Here is a 16,805-nt window from a genome sequence, read left to right as displayed (position 1 = left end):
GGAAGGGGGACAAGAGGCTGCACCCACTCCTGGCATGGCTATCCCGGCAGCACTGCGCTGTAACATCCGCGTCTTTCGCAGGGTGGCCGAGGTGGTACATCTTCGGCGCAACCAAGGACGCATGATGAAACACGCCCCGTCGGCCGCGACCGGCGAAGCCGCCACAGGCCCGAGCGCGCAGGATGTCGAGGACGGGCTGCCGGTGCCGCGCCGCTACGTCGCCATCTTCGCTCTCCTCGTGACGCTGATGATGGTGGTGCTGGACGGCGCCATCGCCAATGTCGCCCTGCCGACGATCCATGCCGAGCTCCAGGCCAGCACGGCCAAGACCGTCTGGATGGTGACGGCCTATCAGCTCGTCCTGGTCATGGCCCTGCTGCCCGCCGCCTTCCTGGGCGAGGCGATCGGCCCGCGGCGGCTGTTCACGGTCGGCGTGACGGTGTTCACCCTGGCCTCCGGGCTGTGCGCGCTGGCGCCCAGCATCGACTGGCTGATCGCCGCCCGGGTGCTGCAGGCGTTCGGGGCGGCGCCGATCATGTCGCTGACCATCGCGCTGCTGCGCTACAGCCTGCCGGCGCACATGATCGGCATGTACATCGGCGTCAATTCCATGGTGGTGGCACTGTCCTCCGCCGCCGGTCCGGCCATTGGTGCCGCCATCCTGTCCGTGGCCAGCTGGCCCTGGCTGTTTGCGATCAATGTGCCGATCGGCCTCGTCGTGCTGCTGGCGTCGACCGCCCTGGCCGGGCCGCGCGGCAGCGGCCGGCGGGCGGACGTGCCGGCGATGGCCATGAATGCCGGCGCCTTCGCGCTGCTGGTGCTGGGCGCCGGGCGGGTCGCCACGGAGCCGTGGCAGGGCTGCGGCATGCTGGTGCTGAGCGTCGTGACCTTCGGGCTGCTGGTGCGCCGGGAGTGGCACCGGGAGGTCCCGGTGATCCCCCTGGATCTGCTGCGGCGGCAGTCCTTCCGCCTTTCGGTCCTGGCCTCGATCTTCCTGTTCATGGCGTTCATGGCGTCTTTCGTGTCGCTGCCCTTCCTGTTTCAGCACGGCTTCGGCCTGCCGGCGTGGGAGACCGGTCTGGCGATGACCGCCTGGCCGCTCGCCCTGGCCGTGTCCGGGCCGATCGCCGGCCGCGTCTCCGACCGGGTGGACACCGCCTGGCTATGTGCCGTCGGCGCGCTGACCATGGCGGTGGGTCTGGGCATCGCGGCGGCCTTTCCGATCGGACTGGCGCCGCTTCTGGCCTGCATGGCGCTCACCGGGCTGGGGTTCGGCTTCGTCCAGGTACCCAACAACCGGAACATGCTGATGTCGGTGCCGCGGGAGCGGGCAGGGGCCGCCGGCGGGTCCCAGGGTACCGCGCGGCTGCTCGGCCAGACCTTCGGCGGCCTGGCGGTGGGCATCCTGTTCACGGTGCTGCCCGACGACACGGTCCCGCGCTACGGGCTGGCCATAGCCGCCTGCGCCGCCGCCTGCAGCGCTCTGGTCAGCCTGCGGCGGGCCCTCGGGCGCGGGACCTGACTGTCGGGGTTTACCGCGACCCGGTCTGAGACTGGGCCCAGGCGATCGCCCGCGCCATGTGGTCCATCGGAATGATGTGTCCGCCGGGATGCAGGCAGAGCTGAAGCTCCCTGCCCGACGTGCAGCCGCGCCAGATCTCGCAGCGCAGGTCGCCGGTCTCCGTCACCTCCGCCGGGTCGGCCGGACAGCCGTTCTGGGCACGCCAGAAGGCCATGCCCTTCAGCACGTCACCCTGGTGGTAGACCTCGCGGATCGGACGGCCCTGCATCGGCACCACCGTGTCGCCGGTGCCGTGCACATGCATCAGGGTCACCGGGCCGGACGGGCAGCTCTCCGGATGCGGCCGCCAGAAGGCGCCGGCGACCGGGAGGAAGGCGGTGAACAGATCGCCCTGGAAACAGGCCTGGTGCCAGGTCATCGACCCGCCGATGGAGAAGCCCGAGGCCCAGATGCGCGCCGGGTCCACCGGCCAGCGCTGCTTGGCGTCGGCCAGTATGGACCGCACGAAGGCATCGTCGTCGCGCAGCCGCTCGCGCAGGGGTGCGCCCTGATGGGCCCAGCGTTTTTCCTGGCCGTCCGGGGCGATCACCAGCACGCCTTCTTCGTCCGCGAGCGTCATCAGCTCCGTGTTGCCCATGACGACCTCGCCCGTCTGGCCGAAGCCGTGGAAGAAGATCAGCAGGGGCAGCGGCGTGGATCCGTCCCAGGAGGCGGGGACATGGGCCCTGTAGGTCCCGGCCTCGACGGCAAAGGACGCGTCTTCCGCCGCCCGGGCGGGGGCGGTGAGCAGGAGGAGGGCGAGGGGGAGAGACAGGAGCAGGCGGATCATGCCCGTACCCTGGCAACCCGCTCCCCGGCCGTCCAATGACAAGCCGGTGACCGGATTCGCACCGGGGCGACCGACCGGAGGGCCAGGCAAGGGGCGGCCGGATCCCGCGGTTTTCCTGGCTTTCAGCCGACGGGTTGTCGAACCGGGTCCTGCACCGCACCATTTCCGTGGTGTTCAACCAACTGAAAGGAGGTGATCCGGTGTCTAGTGATCTTGCGATGCGGGGCGAGCTCGTGTGCCTTGGCAGGATGTCGGAGCAGCCTTCGGCGGCCGTCTGAAGCACGTAAATCGAGTTCGAGCCTTCATCGGCTCACGGAAAGGCCGCCCCATCCGGGCGGCCTTTCTAATTTCGGGGTCTGTCCCGGCCCTTCGACACGTCCCCCTGGATCATGTTCGGAGTCCTGGTCTGGGCGAGGTCCAAAACCTCTCCGTCATCCCGAACTCGTTTCGGGACCACATTGGCGGATGGGAAGGGTGAGGTCCCGAAACGAGTTCGGGATGACGGACATTTATAGTTATTACCACGTCCTGAGCAGCCCGGACCCTGGTCCGGGCGTGTCGAAGGGCTCAGTAATGGTCCGGCACGTGGTCGTCGGCGACGTAGTTGGTGAACTTCGTCGTGGACCCGTCGAAATGCAGGGTCACCACGCCGGTCGGGCCGTGGCGCTGCTTCGAGATGATGACCTCGGCCTTGCCGTGGGCTTTCTCGCAGCGCTCCTTCCACGCGTCGTAGCGGTCGTGGAACTTCTGCGCGTCCTCCTCGATCCGCTGGATCGGCTCGGCCTTCTGCAGATAGTAATCCTCGCGATAGATGAACATGACGATGTCGGCGTCCTGCTCGATCGATCCGGATTCACGCAGGTCGGCCAGCACCGGGCGCTTGTCCTCGCGCTGCTCGACCGCGCGGGAGAGCTGGGAGAGGGCGAGGACCGGCACGTCCAGTTCCTTGGCGATCGCCTTGAGGCCCTGGGAGATGGCGGAGATTTCCTGCACCCGGTTGTCGATCCGCGCGCCGGGGGCCGGGCGCATGAGCTGCAGGTAGTCGACCACGATCAGCGCCAGCCCATGCTGGCGCTTCAGCCGCCGGGCGCGGGTCCGCAGGGTCGAGATCGGAATGGCCGGGGTGTCGTCGATGAACATCGGCGCCCGTTCCAGGTCCTGGCTCGCCTCCACCAGCTTGCCGAAATCCTCGTTGTCGAGCTGGCCACGGCGCAGCTTCTCCGAAGCGATGCCGGTGCGTTCCGACAGGATACGGGTGGCGAGCTGCTCCGCCGACATTTCCAGCGAGAAGAACGCCACCGGCTGCGGCGGGGTGTCCGGATCGTCCATCGAGCCGGTGGCGATGTGGAAGGCGATGTTGGAGGCCAGCGTCGACTTGCCCATGGCCGGACGGGCGGCGAGGATCAGCAGGTCCGAGGGGTGCAGGCCGCCGAGCAGGTTGTCGATGTCGATCAACCCGGTGGAGTAGCCGGCGAGCCCGCCCTCGCGCTTGTAGGCGGCCTCGGCCTGGGCCACGGATTCCGCCAGGGCCAGCTTCAGTTCCTTCAGCCCGTTCTCGCCCTCGCCGGTCTCGGCCAGGGTGAAGAGGTGGTTCTCGGCCTTCTCGATCAATTCCTGGGCGGCGGTGTCGAGGTCGCGGTCATAGGCGTCGTTGACCACGCCCTCGCCGATCTCGATCAGCTCGCGCCGCAGGTAGCAGTCGCGGATCTCGCGGCCGTAATCGGCGGCGTTGATGACGGTCACCACCGAGGCGGCGAGCTTGACCAGGTATTGGGCGCCGCCGACCTCGGCCAGGGCCTCGTCCTGGTCGAACAGGCCCTTCAGGGTGACCGGCGTGGCGATCTGGCCGCGGTCGATCAGCTTGGCGCAGGAGGCGAAGATCCGGCCATGGACCGGATCGGCGAAATGCTCGGCGCGCAGGAACTCGCTGACCCGCTCGTAGGACCGGTTGTTGACCAGGATGGCGCCCAGCAGCGCCTGTTCCGCCTCCAGATTGTGCGGCGGCTCGCGGTAGGACGCGGTGGCGGGGCCGGCGTCGTCTTGGACGAAGGCGTTCGGGCCAGGGAAGGGGGCGATGCTGGACTCGGGATCGGACATGGCGAGGCAACTCGGCTTTGCTGTTCGTGTTCCCTGGGGACAGATTCTAACGCATAGCCCGCCGGAGCCCCGAAACGCGAGCGTCTTGCACGTAGTATTGAAAAGGATTGTGGGGACGAAACCGGGGCTTAGCTGTGGATAGTTCCCGCGGGGGTTTGTCGGTCCCCGGCTTGCGCGACTCGGCGCCTGTGAATGATACGGGGGCGGAACGATGCCGTTCCCAACCTCTCCGGGCTGAACACACAGGACCGGGGAGTGTGGAGACGGGAAAGCGGCCGATCACCCCAGCCGGCGCCTCAGCCAGTCGGTGAGGTGCTCCATCGCCAACACGATGACGAAGATCGCCAGGATGATCGCCGAGGCCTTGGGATACTGGAACAGTTCGAAGGCGCTTTTCAGCTCCTGGCCGATGCCGCCCGCGCCGACGATGCCCAGGACCACCGACGACCGCACCGACAGCTCCAGGGCGAAGAGCGCGGTGTTGATGAAGGACGGCATGCATTGCGGGATCACGGCGGCGGCAAGCACGTCGATCTTGCGCGCCCCGATCGCCTCCAGCGCCTCGCGCGGCCGCTTGTCGCTGTCCTCCATGGCCTCGGCGAAGAAGCGGCCGCAGAAGCCGGCGGTGTCGACGATGATTGTCAGCGTGCCGGCGATGGCGCCGAGCCCGACCGCCGAGACGAAGAACAGCGCCCAGACCAGGTCCGGCACCGTGCGGAACAAGGATACCAAGCCCCGGGGGAGCCAGCGCAGCCGGCCGAACGGGCTCAGGCCCGCTGCCGAGCACCAAGCTAGCGGAAAGCTCAGCAGGATGCCGAACAGGGTGCCGACGAGGGCGATCTGCAGGGTCTCCACCAGCCGCATCCCCATGCGGCCGAGAAAGGCGGGATCGGTCTCAGGCGGCAGCATCCGTTCCAGCAGCGAGCCCATCCGCGGGATCGCGCCGATCAGCCGGTCCGCCGAGGGCGCGACCTCGCCGATGGACGCCAGCAACACCGCGCCGACCGCGACGAGAAGGGTGAACCGCAGCGGCGTCAGCCGGGGCCAGCGCGCGATGGTTCCGGCGGTCGGCCGGGCGTCCGGGTGGGCGAGAGGGGTGTCAGCCACGATAGATCGGCTCCAGGTCGCGTTCGGTGAGGTCGCCGGCGGCGGCGTCGAACACCACCTGCCCGGCCTTCAGCGCGACGATCCGGTCGGCGTGCTCCAGGGCGTGGCGCATGTCGTGGGTGGTGTAGACCAGCGTGCGCCGATGCTCGCCGGCGAGCCGGGCGAAGAGGCGCATGATGTCGAGCCCGGCGGCGGGATCGAGACTGGCGGCCGGCTCGTCGGCGAACAGCAGGTCCGGGCCGTGGACGATGGCGCGGGCGATGGCGACCCGCTGGGACTGGCCGCCGGACAGGGTGTCGGCCCGCGCCGCCGCCCGGTCGGCCAGCCCGACCGCGTCGAGCGCCTCCAGGGCGGCGTCGCGCAGGGAGGACGGGGCCAAGGACTGGTGCCAGCTGCGCCAGCCATGACCCTGGCCCAGCGCCCCGTTCACGACGTTGGAGAGTGCGCTGGTGCGGCCGACCAGCCCGTGGAACTGGAACACGAAGCCGAGCCGGCGCCGCATCACCGAGCGTTGCTTGGCGCTGGGTAGCTCCGTGAAGCGCTGGCCGAGGATCTCGACGGCCCCGCCGGTGATCGGAATCAGCCCGACCAGGGCGCGGAGCAGGGTCGACTTGCCCGCGCCGTTGGCGCCGAGCAGGGCGACGCGCTCGCCCGTCGCGATCGACAGGGTGACGCCGTCGAGCACCGGCGGGCCGTCGGCGAAGCGCTTGCAGACGGCGTGCGCCGCGATCAGCGGGGCGGCGGCGGCCGGTGCGGCGGCGACCGGATCCGCGTGCAGCGGCGAGGGTTGGAGCAGGGCTGTCATGATGATGACCGGGGCGGGCGCCGACCGGGAAGCCGGCGCCCAACCGCCGTCAATTGCCGACGAAGGATTTGAAGCCGTCGACCCCGATGGTCTTGTACATCGAGCGCACGTAGTCGTAGTCGCTGTCCTCGACGGTCGCGAGGAAGAAGCCGCCCTTGTACTTCTGATTGTCCTCGCCCTTCAGCACGGCGGCGAGCAGGGACTTGCCGTTGTCGACGAAGGCCTTGCGCACCTTGTCGATGGCCGCCGGATCGGCGTCGGCGCGGGCCACAAGGATGTCGTTCGGCAGGTCGCGGCCGCGGGCGACGACGGTGAAGGCCACGTCAGGATACGCCTCGCGGGCGCGCTGCAGGTGGCTGTAGTTCATGCCGATGGCGGCGATGTCGCCGCAGATCAGGGCCTCGACGGCGACGTTGCGGGAGATGATCTTCGGCTCGTAGTCCTGGCCGTAGACGAGGCCGAGGTCGGTCAGCGCCTGGGCCGGGCCGAGGTGCTGGGAGGTGGAGCCGACGGAGCCGAAGGCCACGCTCTTGCCCTTCAGGTCGGCGACCCGGCGGATCGGGCCGTCTGCGAGGGCGACGACCTGGGCGAAGTAGTCGGGACGCTGCCAGCCGACGACGATCTTGGCGTCGGTCAGTTCCTTGATCACCACGTACTCGGCCGGCCCAGTGAGCACCAGGTCCACCTGGCCGGCGTTGATCGCCTCGACGGCGGCGGTGCGGCTGCCGACCGGGAACAGCTCGATGTCCAGGCCGGTGCTCTTCTCGAGAGCGTCCTCGAACGGACCGAACTCGCTCTGCAGGGCCTCCAGGCCCTCGATATCGGTAACGGCGATCTTGAGGCTGTCGGCGGCGCTGGCGGGCGACGGGACGGCGAGCGACGGGACGGCGACCGCCAGGGCGGCGGCGGCGAGCAGGGCGCGGAGCTTCATGTGAGCCTCCTCCAGGGTGCGGGCAGATGCCCGGATCATTCGGAAGGCCCAGCGGATATCACCCGCCGACTGTCGCCGGTGTGACGCTGCGGTGTCGGAACGGCGTCGGTTCGATGATGGTTTGGTGACCGTGGATGTATCGCGGTGGATGTCCAGCGCGGGTTGTCGACCCTTCGACACGCCCCTGCGGGGCTGCTCAGGGTGAGGTCATTGAGAGCTTTGAATACCAAGACCTCGCCCTGAGCAGGGCCGGCGATGCCGGGCCGTGTCGAAGGGCCCGGGGGACCTTGGGATGACGGAGAAGGGAAGACGAGCCCCAATCCCAGAAACGCAAAGGGCCGTCCCGAAGGACGGCCCGTCGCAAGGCATATGCGGGGAGGGGATCAGGCCTCGGCCTTCTCCTCCTCGGTCTCCACGGCTTCCGGATCGAGCAGCTCCTCGACCTCGGGAGCCTCGTCTTCCATCCGCTCTTCCTCGTCCATCACGCCCCGATCGAGGGCGCGGCCGAGACGGGCCTGGGTTTCGGCCTCGTCCTGGGACCGGGCGATGTTCACGGTCACGTTCACCGAGACTTCCGGGTGCAACTGGACGCGCACCGGCTCCAGGCCGAGGGCCTTGAGCGCCTTGTCCAGCTTGACCTGGCTGCGGCCGACGGTGACCCCGGCGGCGGTCACCGCGTCAGAGATGTCGCGGGCCGACACCGAGCCGTAGAGCTGGCCGCTCTCGCCCGCGGCGCGGACCAGAACAACCGTCATGCCGTCGAGGGTCTTGGCGACCTGCTCGGCTTCCGACTTGCGCTCCAGGTTCTCGGCCTCGAGCTGCGCACGGCGCTCCTCGAAGACCTTGCGGTTGCCGTCGTTGGCGCGCAGCGCCTTCTTCTGCGGCAGCAGATAGTTACGGGCGTAGCCCGGCTTGACCGAAACCACATCGCCCATCTGGCCGAGGCTCTCGATCCGTTCCAGCAGGATGACTTCCATCGTCCTCACTCCTTCTCTTGCGGGCCTACGCCCCCCGGATAGGTATCCGGATTTCCTCATCAGGGCGGCGCCGAGGCGACCGCTTATCAGTCATTCGCCGCCGGTCACTCTTGCGGGGGAGGCCCCGCGCGACGGCGAAAATCGAAAACCACGTCCAGCATTCCAACCAGCACGATCACGGCGGCCGCCGCCCAGCTGAAGACCACCAGCAGGGCATAGGTTCCGCCGAGCCAGAGTCCCCCGCTGCCGCTGCGCCGGGACAGGGCGTGCACCACGCCGAGCCCGGTGAACAGGAAGATCAGCAGCACCACCGGAACCATGTTCCTGGCGGCGAAGCCGATCCCCTCCGGCAGATAGGCCACGGCCAGAACCGCCACGAGCACGAACGCGATCCAGCGCGGGGCCCGAAGGTCGGCAATGTCCGGCGTCGGCAGCGCGGCCTTGCCGAACCGGCGCAGAATGAACTGCGCAAGCCCGGCGCTGGCCGCCGTCGTCAGCACCCATCCCGCGGCCGCGAAGGCCGGGAACAGACTGGCCAGAGAGGACAGCATGTCCTGCAGTTCCGCCATGGGAAGCGGCGGTTGCCCGGCCTCCTCCGCATAGCGGGAGATCATGTCGAACGTCTCCTGCAGCTCGTCCGCGATCACCCCCTGCATGCCGTCCGGATGTCCGGACAGGATCAGGCCCGCCAGCGCGATCATGGCGCAGGCATAGGCGACCAGGGTGAGCAGCAGGACCCTGGGATGGCTGCCGCTCCGTTCGGCCTGCCAGATCAGCAGGCCGGCCGGTGCGCCGGTCATCGCCGCATGATAGGCCGCGACGTCGAGACCCATGGACAGGCCGAGGGCAACGAAGGCCGCCGCGGCAGCCGCCATGCCCAGAACCGCTCCGTAGGCCAGCCCCACAAGAAACAGCGGCAGCGAGGTCAGGGACAGCTGCAGCATCGCGAAGAACGGCGACGGATAGACCGCCACCGTCATCAGCGCGCTTGCTGCCGCCGCTATTCCAACCGTTAGCCAACCGTAGTTCATGAGGGGCCATCGTCGTGCCGACGTTCGTCAGGGTGCCGCCGGATGCTGGTCCGGTCGCTCAGCTCACCACGAACGGCAGAAGCGCCATGTTGCGGGCACGCTTGATCGCGCGCGCCAGCTCACGCTGCTTCTTGGCCGAAACGGCGGTGATCCGGCTCGGCACGATCTTGCCCCGCTCGGAGATGAAACGGGACAGCAGCTTGGTGTCCTTGTAGTCGATCTTCGGCGCGTTGGCGCCGGAGAACGGGCAGGACTTCCGGCGGCGCATGAACGGCTTGCGCACGGCCGCGCGAGCGATTTGCAACTGGCTCATTCTGCATCTCCCTTGCTGGAATCACGGTCGCGGCGATCGCCACGGTCGCCCCGATCCCCGCGGTCGCCCCGATCTCCACGATCAGCACGATCACGGTGGTCGCGGTCACCCCGGCCGCCACGGCCGCGATCGCGGTCGGACTTGGCCTGCATCATGATCGAGGGGCCTTCCTCGAGCTCTTCGACGCGGATGGTCATGTAACGAAGGACGTCTTCGTTCAGACGCATCAGGCGCTCCATCTCGGTCACGGCCTCGGAGGGCGCGTCGAGGTTGAAGAGCACGTAATGGCCCTTGCGGTTCTTGTTCACCTTGTAGGCGAGGTTCCGCAGACCCCAGTACTCGCGCTTCTTGACCTCGCCGCCGAGACCGGCGACGACTTCGGCGAACTGGTCGGTCAACTGTTCGACTTGGGTAGACGAAACGTCTTGGCGTGCGATGAACACGCTCTCGTAGTACGGCATTGCGCACTCCTTGTGGATGTTGCGCCCGGGGCATCACCCCTCGGGCAAAGCCGCATCGGTGCGTTGTTACGTATCGATGCAGCAAGGAGCTATGATTGCCGGACACCTGGGTGGCCGGAAGAGCGAGCACAATACGCAGAATTCCGCGAGGCGCAAGGGATTTCCCCGGGCATGACGGCGGTCGGGGCGACGTGGATATCAAAACGCGGCACCGTTTCCGGACACCGTCCCGACCCGGCGCCGGGCCGGGAAGCCGACCGGGATCATAAGGAGCGAGGGGAAAGCCATGCCGACCGCCAAGGACAGCAACAAGCCATCGCCGGCCGCTTCCGGCAATCCCGGCACCCGGGCCAGTGCGGAGGCGCGCCAGCGCCAGGCGGAGATGCGTCACGATCCGGCGGTCCTGCGCCATCTCTTCGAGAGCGGCGACTATCCCTATAAGTCACCGATGGAGCGCGAGTCCTACGAGCGGCAGAAGCGCGAGCTGCAGATCGAACTGCTGAAACTGCAGCGCTGGGTGAAGGATACCGGACAGCGCATCGTCATCGTCTTCGAGGGCCGCGACGCCGCCGGCAAGGGCGGGGCGATCCGCCGCTTCATGGAGAACATGAATCCCCGCGGCGCCCGGGTCGTCGCCCTGGACAAGCCGAACGACCGCGAACAGGGCCAGTGGTATTTCCAGCGCTATATCGAGCACCTGCCGACCCGGGGCGAGATCGTGCTGTTCGACCGCTCCTGGTACAACCGCGCCGGGGTCGAACGGGTGATGGGCTTCTGCGACGAAGCGGAATACCGCGAGTTCCTGCGCGAGGCGCCGGAACTGGAGCGGATGTGGGTGCGGTCCGGGATCAGCCTGTTCAAATACTGGTTCTCGGTGAACCGCGAGGAACAGGCCAAGCGGCTGCACGGCCGGGAGATCAACCCGCTGAAACGCTGGAAGCTGTCGCCCATGGACCGGGAGTCGGCGCGCCGGTGGGACGCCTATACCGAAGCCAAGGAGACCATGTTCTTCCACACCCACACCGCCGACGCGCCCTGGACCATCGTCAAGGCATCGGACAAGAAGCGCGCCCGCATCGCGGTGATCCGGCACTTCGTGCATTCCCTGGACTATCCGGGCAAGAATACCCGCGCCGCCAAGACGCCCGACCCGCTCATCGTCGGGAGTTGGTAGACCGCCGCATCGGTTCCCCGTGCCTTGACAAGCCGGCCGGTCCGTCGCAAACGACGCCCCGCCGCCACGACCGCAGAGCCGTGCGGCGGACAGAGACTCAATCGGGAGGAACGAACATGGCCGGCACCGCGCGGGCACTCGTGTTTCCGGGCCAGGGCAGCCAGACCGTCGGCATGGGCAAGGATCTCGCCGACGCGTATCCGGCAGCCGCCCAGGTGTTCGAACAGGTCGACGAGGCGCTCGGCGAATCGTTCTCCAAATTGATCTTCGAGGGTCCCGAGGACAAACTGACCCTGACCGCCAACGCCCAGCCGGCGCTGATGGCCGTCAGCCTCGCCGCCCTGCGCGCGGTCGAGGCCGAAAGCGGCAAAACCATCGACGAGATTTGCGAGTACGTGGCCGGTCACTCCCTGGGCGAATATTCCGCCCTGGCGGCTGCCGGCAGCCTGGACATCGCTGTCGCCGCCCGTCTGCTGCGCCTGCGTGGCGAGTCGATGCAGAAGGCGGTGCCGGTGGGCGAGGGGGCGATGGCCGCCCTGATCGGCGCCGACCTGGAGACCGCCGAGAAGATCGCCGAGGCCGCCCGTCCGGGCCCGGACGGCGAGCAGGTCTGCGACATCGCCAACGACAATGGCGGCGGCCAGATCGTACTGTCCGGCCATGCAGCGGCGATCGAGCGGGTTCTGTCCCTGGCCGGCGAGCATGGGGTGCGCCGGGCGGTGAAGCTGCCGGTCAGCGCGCCGTTCCACTGCTCGCTGATGGCCCCCGCCGCCGACGTCATGGCCGACGCCCTGGCCGGCACCGACCTGCGCGCGCCGCTGGTGCCGCTGATCGCCAACGTGACCGCCGCCCCGTGCGACGACCGCGACGACATCCGCCGGCAACTGGTCGAGCAGGTGACCGGTCGGGTACGCTGGCGCGAGACCGTGGAGAGCTTCGCCGGCCTCGGCGTCACCAGCGTCGCCGAGCTGGGCGCCGGCAAGGTGCTCTCCGGAATCGTGAAGCGCATCGACAAGTCGGTCGATGCCCACGCCATTAATTCGCCGGCCGACGTCGCCGGCTTCGTCGCCGCGCTCTGACGGCGCATCGCAACGGGAGGAAGACATGTTCGACCTGAGCGGCAAGACCGCGCTGGTGACCGGGGCGACGGGCGGTATCGGCGCCGCCATCGCCGAGACCCTGCATCGCCAGGGCGCCCACGTGGTCCTGTCCGGTACCCGCCAGGCGGTGCTGGAGGAGAAGGCCGCCGCCCTGGGCGAGCGCGTCTCCGTCGCGGCCTGCAACCTGGGCGACGCCGAGGCGGTCGAAGCCCTGCCGAAGGCGGCCGAGGCGGCCGCCGGCGCACCGCTGGACATCCTGGTCAATAATGCGGGCATCACCCGCGACCAGCTGCTGATGCGTATGAAGGACGACGACTGGGATCAGGTGATCGCGGTCAACCTGACCTCCGGCTTCCGGCTGTCGCGGGCGCTGGTCCGCGGCATGATGAAGAAGCGCTGGGGCCGGATCATCGGCATCTCCTCCATCGTCGGCGCCACCGGCAATCCGGGCCAGGCGAACTATGCCGCCGCCAAGGCCGGCATGGTCGGCTTCTCCAAGGCACTGGCGGCGGAAGTCGCGAACCGGGGCATCACCGTGAACGTTGTCGCTCCGGGCTTCATCGCCACGGCGATGACCGACGCGCTTCCCGACGCCCAAAAGGAGAAGCTGCTCGAGAGCGTTCCGGCGGGCCGACTCGGCACGCCGGAGGATATCGCAGCGGCCGTGCTATACCTCGCCAGCGAAGAGGCGGCGTATGTCACGGGGGCTACGATCCACGTCAATGGCGGCATGGCAATGCTTTGACGCCGGCTGGCGTGAGTTAGCCTGTAAAACCGGGCCGGTGTGCTGGTCTTAACAAAAGACTTGTGTTACAGCCCGCCGATCCAAATATCGCGGGTTCGCCGGAATACGCGGCGGGCCGCGACACCTGGGCAGCGAAAGCGCCCTCAGTAGAGAGAGATCAGAGGTTCAGGACCATGAGTGACGTTGCCGAGCGGGTTAAGAAGATCGTCGTCGAGCATCTCGGTGTCGACGAGTCTAAGGTGACCGAGGATGCGAGCTTCATCGACGATCTGGGCGCCGACAGCCTCGACACCGTCGAGCTCGTCATGGCTTTCGAGGAGGAGTTCTCCTGCGAAATCCCCGACGATGCGGCCGAGAAGATCCTGACCGTCAAGGACGCGATCGACTTCATCAAGAGCCAGGAAGGCTGAGTCGACTGCCGGAGCCCAGGCTCCGGCGCCGTCTCGCTTCACGCAGCTGGAAATGAGTGACGTCATGCGACGCGTCGTCATCACCGGCCTCGGGATGGTCACCCCGCTCGGATGCGGTGTTAAGACCAACTGGGACCGTCTGATGGCCGGTAAATCCGGCATCCGGGCAATCGACAGCTTCGACGTTTCGGACCTGCCGGCGAAGATCGCCGGTATGGTGCCGGAAGGCACGAAGGACGAGGGCGGCTTCGATCCGTCCGAGTGGCTCGAGCCCAAGGAACAGCGGAAGATCGATCGGTTCATCCTGTTCGGCATGGTCGCCGCGCAGCAGGCCGTCGAGGACTCTGGCTGGCTACCGACGGATGTCGAGGGCCAGGAGCGTACCGGTGTGATGATCGGTTCGGGGATCGGTGGCCTGACCACCATCGCCGAGGCCGCCGTCCTGCTTCAGGAACGCGGGCCGCGCCGGATCAGCCCGTTCTTCATTCCCTCCGCCCTGATCAACCTGGTCTCCGGCCAGGTCTCGATCAAATACGGCTTCAAGGGTCCGAACCATTCCGCGGTGACGGCCTGCGCCACCGGCGCCCACGCCATCGGCGACGCCGCCCGGCTGATCGCACTGGACGATGCCGACGTGATGGTCGCCGGCGGGGCGGAAGCGGCGATCTGCCGCCTCGGCGTTGCCGGCTTCGCCGCCGCGCGGGCCCTGTCGACCGGCTATAACGACAGCCCCGCAGAGGCCTCGCGCCCGTGGGATGAGGGCCGCGACGGCTTCATCATGGGCGAGGGTGCGGGCGTGGTCGTGCTCGAGGAATACGAGCATGCCAAGAAGCGCGGGGCGACGATCTACGGCGAGGTGATCGGCTACGGCCTGTCCGGCGACGCGCACCACATCACGGCTCCGGCCGACGATGGCGACGGCGGGTTCCGGGCGATGAAGGCCGCGCTCAAGCGGGCGCAGATCTCGGTCGACGACATCGACTACATCAACGCTCACGGCACCTCCACGCCGCTCGGCGACGCCATCGAGTTCGGGGCCGTCAAGCGCCTGTTCGGCAATGCCGCGGCCAACGTGTCCATGTCCTCGACCAAGTCGGCGATCGGCCACCTTCTGGGGGCTGCTGGCGCGGTGGAGGCGATCTATTCGGTGCTGGCGATCCGCGATCAGGCGGTGCCGCCGACCCTCAACCTGCACAATCCCTCCGAGGGGATCGACGGCATGGACCTGGTGCCGAACCAGGCGCGCGAGCGTCCGGTCCGGGTCGCCCTGTCGAACTCGTTCGGCTTCGGGGGCACCAACGCCGCCCTGATCTTCTCCAAGGTCGCCTGACCGGCGGGGTCGGCGATGGGGCGCTGGCTGCTCCGTCTGGCGTCCCTGCTGCTGTCGGCGGCGGTGATTGCCGGGTTCGCCGGGGTCTGGGCCTGGACCGAATTCACGCGTCCGGGCCCGCTCGCGGCGGAGACCACGGTCGTGATCCCGCGCGGCGCCGGCATGGAAACCATCGCCCACCGACTCCATGAAGCCGGGGTGATCACCGATCCCCGCATCCTCGCGCTCGGCGCCAAGGTCACCGGTCAGGCCCGCCGCCTGAAGGCCGGCGAATTCGCCTTCCCCGCCTCCGTCAGTCCGCAGCACGCCCTCGACATTCTGGAGAGCGGCGTCACCGTGGTGCGCCGGGTGACGGTGGCCGAAGGTCTGTCCAGCGCCCAGGTGGTCGCCGTGGTCGAGGCGGCGGATGGGCTGGAGGGCGAGATCGGCGATGTGCCGCTGGAAGGCACGCTGCTGCCGGAGACCTATCACTATGCTTTCGGCGACAGCCGGGCCGCGATCGTCGCCCGGATGCGCAGCGAGATGGACCGGACCCTCCGCACCCTGTGGGAGACCCGGGCGCCGGATCTGCCGATCGCCAGTCCGCAGGAGGCGGTGATCCTGGCCTCCATCGTCGAGAAGGAGACTGGGGTCGCGGCCGAGCGCCCGCTGGTGGCCAGCGTCTTCGTCAACCGCCTGAACCGGGGTATGCGGCTGCAGTCCGATCCGACCGTGGCCTACGGCATCGCCGGCGGCGAGGGCCTGGACCGGCCGCTCACCCGGACCGACCTGAAGTCGGAGACGCCCTACAACACCTACGTCATCGACGGACTGCCGCCGGGGCCCATCGCCAATCCGGGGGCGGCGTCGATCGCCGCGGTGCTGCAGCCGGCGGAGAGCGATTTCCTGTATTTCGTCGCCGACGGGACCGGCGGCCACGCCTTCGCCAAGACCCTGGCCGAGCACAACAGTAACGTCCGCGCCTGGCGCAAGTACCAGCGGGACAACCGGGCGGAGTAGCCCTTCGCCCTTCGACACGCCCTGCGGTCGCTGCTCAGGATGAGGTCAAAAATCTTTCGTCATCCCGAACCCGTTTCGGGACCTTCAGCCTGTAGTCGTTGTGAGGCCCCGAAACGAGTTCGGGATGACAGGTAGTGTATTGATGATCTCGCCCTCATCCTGAGCAGCGACCGCAGGGCGCGTGTCGAAGGGTCATTCCCCGCCCTTGCGCGGCAGCCGGCGCAGCAGCGGGTCGATCCAGGCCGGCGGTAGAGTCTGGAGCAGCCATACCGCCGCCGCCATCGGCCAGGGGAAGGCGATCCGCCCGCGGTCGCGCGCCAGACCCCGGCGGATGATCCGCGCCGCCTGGTCGGCCTCCATCATGAACGGCATCGGGAAGTCGTTCACCGCGGTCATCGGCGTGCGCACATAGCCCGGGCAGATCACCGACACCCGGATGCCCTTGCCGTGGAGACTGCCGCGCAGGCCCTCGCCCAGCACCTTCACCGCCGCCTTGGACGCGCAGTAGCTCGGTGCCCCGGGGATGCCCCGGTACCCGGCCAGGGAGGCGACCAGCGCGACCTGACCGTGTCCGCGCGCCTCCATCCGCCCGATCGCCGGCAGGATCGTGTTCAGCACCCCGTCCACATTGGTGGCGAAGACCGCGCGCACCTGCTCCGCCGGCTCCGCCCCGTCGCGTCCGGCGGTACCGGCGGAAATTCCGGCATTGGCGACGACTAGGTCCAGCGGGGCGGCATCGTCGCACGCCTCCACCCAGGCCTTCACCGCCGCCGCGTCGCAGACGTCCAGCACCGCCGTCTCGCAGGCCGCGCCGAGGTCCCGCACGCGCTCGGCCACCGCCGCCAGGCGGTCCGCGTTCCGGCCCGACAGGTACAGCCGGATGCCGGCGGCGGCATAGGCTTCCGCCACGGCCGCTCCCAGGCCGCTGGAGGCACCGGTGATCAGGATCGTCTTGGGCGCGCGGGTCATGGTTC

Annotated in this window: 17 protein-coding genes; 7 read left to right on the top strand and 10 right to left on the bottom strand. The window is 68.5% G+C overall.

What is annotated here, in order from left to right:
* Positions 1-124 precede the first annotated feature (124 nt).
* The gene (locus T8K17_RS20825) at positions 125-1,522 is read left to right on the top strand and encodes an MFS transporter (RefSeq protein WP_322331648.1); all 1,398 of its coding nucleotides are present in this window, start codon (positions 125-127) and stop codon (positions 1,520-1,522) included.
* A gap of 10 nt (positions 1,523-1,532) precedes the next feature.
* Here T8K17_RS20825 and T8K17_RS20820 read toward each other — a convergent pair whose 3' ends face one another.
* From T8K17_RS20820 to rpsF, 9 genes are all read right to left on the bottom strand, one after another.
* Entirely contained in the window at positions 1,533-2,351 is an 819-nt protein-coding gene (locus T8K17_RS20820) for a PHB depolymerase family esterase (protein WP_322331647.1), read from the bottom strand.
* A 567-nt stretch (positions 2,352-2,918) separates the two neighbouring features.
* Positions 2,919-4,448: a replicative DNA helicase gene (locus T8K17_RS20815; RefSeq protein ID WP_322331646.1), complete on the bottom strand. Its 1,530-nt coding sequence runs from the start codon at positions 4,446-4,448 to the stop codon at positions 2,919-2,921.
* A 279-nt stretch (positions 4,449-4,727) separates the two neighbouring features.
* Positions 4,728-5,555, bottom strand: coding sequence for a phosphonate ABC transporter, permease protein PhnE (gene phnE / locus T8K17_RS20810; RefSeq protein ID WP_322331645.1), 828 nt, complete (start codon positions 5,553-5,555; stop codon positions 4,728-4,730).
* On the bottom strand, positions 5,548-6,360 hold the full coding sequence (locus T8K17_RS20805) for a phosphonate ABC transporter ATP-binding protein (RefSeq protein ID WP_322331644.1): 813 nt from the start codon (positions 6,358-6,360) through the stop codon (positions 5,548-5,550). Before T8K17_RS20805 ends, phnE begins: the two co-directional genes overlap by 8 nt.
* 49 nt (positions 6,361-6,409) lie before the next feature.
* On the bottom strand, positions 6,410-7,291 hold the full coding sequence (locus T8K17_RS20800; protein ID WP_322331643.1) for a PhnD/SsuA/transferrin family substrate-binding protein: 882 nt from the start codon (positions 7,289-7,291) through the stop codon (positions 6,410-6,412).
* 383 nt (positions 7,292-7,674) lie between these two features.
* The gene (gene rplI / locus T8K17_RS20795) at positions 7,675-8,268 is read right to left on the bottom strand and encodes a 50S ribosomal protein L9 (RefSeq protein ID WP_416153140.1); all 594 of its coding nucleotides are present in this window, start codon (positions 8,266-8,268) and stop codon (positions 7,675-7,677) included.
* Positions 8,269-8,372: 104 nt separating this feature from the next.
* Complete coding sequence (locus tag T8K17_RS20790; protein ID WP_322331641.1) at positions 8,373-9,299, bottom strand: DUF2232 domain-containing protein; 927 nt, start codon at positions 9,297-9,299, stop codon at positions 8,373-8,375.
* A 58-nt stretch (positions 9,300-9,357) separates the two neighbouring features.
* Entirely contained in the window at positions 9,358-9,612 is a 255-nt protein-coding gene (gene rpsR / locus T8K17_RS20785) for a 30S ribosomal protein S18 (RefSeq protein ID WP_175474174.1), read from the bottom strand.
* Entirely contained in the window at positions 9,609-10,073 is a 465-nt protein-coding gene (gene rpsF / locus T8K17_RS20780; RefSeq protein ID WP_322331640.1) for a 30S ribosomal protein S6, read from the bottom strand. The genes rpsR and rpsF overlap by 4 nt, the downstream gene beginning before the upstream one ends.
* A 286-nt stretch (positions 10,074-10,359) precedes the next feature.
* Here rpsF and ppk2 point away from each other — a divergent pair, with 286 nt between their 5' ends.
* The 6 genes from ppk2 (at position 10,360) to mltG (ending at position 15,831) form a co-directional block, all read left to right on the top strand.
* Positions 10,360-11,247: a polyphosphate kinase 2 gene (ppk2, locus tag T8K17_RS20775; RefSeq protein ID WP_322331639.1), complete on the top strand. Its 888-nt coding sequence runs from the start codon at positions 10,360-10,362 to the stop codon at positions 11,245-11,247.
* Between the two features lie 116 nt (positions 11,248-11,363).
* Entirely contained in the window at positions 11,364-12,326 is a 963-nt protein-coding gene (gene fabD, locus T8K17_RS20770; RefSeq protein WP_322331638.1) for an ACP S-malonyltransferase, read from the top strand.
* 25 nt (positions 12,327-12,351) lie between these two features.
* On the top strand, positions 12,352-13,092 hold the full coding sequence (gene fabG, locus T8K17_RS20765; protein WP_322331637.1) for a 3-oxoacyl-[acyl-carrier-protein] reductase: 741 nt from the start codon (positions 12,352-12,354) through the stop codon (positions 13,090-13,092).
* A 173-nt stretch (positions 13,093-13,265) separates the two neighbouring features.
* A complete protein-coding gene (locus T8K17_RS20760) occupies positions 13,266-13,502 on the top strand; it encodes an acyl carrier protein (protein ID WP_028792615.1) in 237 nt (78 codons plus the stop codon).
* Between the two features lie 64 nt (positions 13,503-13,566).
* Positions 13,567-14,832, top strand: a complete 1,266-nt coding sequence (fabF, locus tag T8K17_RS20755; RefSeq protein WP_322331636.1) for a beta-ketoacyl-ACP synthase II — start codon at positions 13,567-13,569, stop codon at positions 14,830-14,832.
* Between the two features lie 15 nt (positions 14,833-14,847).
* Positions 14,848-15,831, top strand: a complete 984-nt coding sequence (mltG, locus tag T8K17_RS20750) for an endolytic transglycosylase MltG (protein WP_322331635.1) — start codon at positions 14,848-14,850, stop codon at positions 15,829-15,831.
* 192 nt (positions 15,832-16,023) lie between these two features.
* Here the strand turns inward: mltG and T8K17_RS20745 are convergent, their stop codons facing one another.
* Complete coding sequence (locus tag T8K17_RS20745; protein ID WP_322331634.1) at positions 16,024-16,800, bottom strand: SDR family NAD(P)-dependent oxidoreductase; 777 nt, start codon at positions 16,798-16,800, stop codon at positions 16,024-16,026.
* Positions 16,801-16,805: the final 5 nt, after the last annotated feature.

It is taken from the genome of Thalassobaculum sp. OXR-137 (assembly GCF_034377285.1).
In the GTDB taxonomy this organism is placed as follows: domain Bacteria; phylum Pseudomonadota; class Alphaproteobacteria; order Thalassobaculales; family Thalassobaculaceae; genus Thalassobaculum.
The sequence above is the reverse complement of the archived record's forward strand: the minus strand, read 5'-3'. Positions and strand labels throughout refer to the sequence as shown.